1 protein-coding gene is annotated in these 283 nt (G+C 71.7%); it reads right to left on the bottom strand.

Going from position 1 to position 283, the window contains the following annotated elements:
• A partial coding sequence (locus EOB59_RS35120; RefSeq protein ID WP_164895881.1) for a cobaltochelatase subunit CobN occupies nt 1-283 on the bottom strand: 283 nt, incomplete at both ends.

The raw sequence follows: 283 nt of genomic DNA, 5'->3' as shown, positions 1-283 counted from the left end.
CGCAACGGTCTTGCCCGGCAGCCACTCCAGCGTGCCATGCGCGCCGACATGGACAAGCGCGTGGACGCCGAGCGACTTGCGCAGCCACAGGCCGAAGGCGAGCAATGCATGGCGCGGCGGCAGCGTCGGGTCGTGGTAGTCGGCGCGGCGGTCGGCGGAGCGGCCGCGATCCGGGGCGAGGGCGATGGTGATGTTGCCGAAGGTCGCGGCGCGGAAGGGGAAACTTCGGCGCGAGGCGCCCCCCTCTGTCCTGCCGGACATCTCCCCCTCAAGGGGGGAGATT

This window comes from Mesorhizobium sp. M7A.F.Ca.MR.176.00.0.0 (assembly GCF_004023165.1).
Lineage (GTDB): Bacteria > Pseudomonadota > Alphaproteobacteria > Rhizobiales > Rhizobiaceae > Mesorhizobium.
This window is presented reverse-complemented; position numbering and strand designations above follow the sequence as displayed.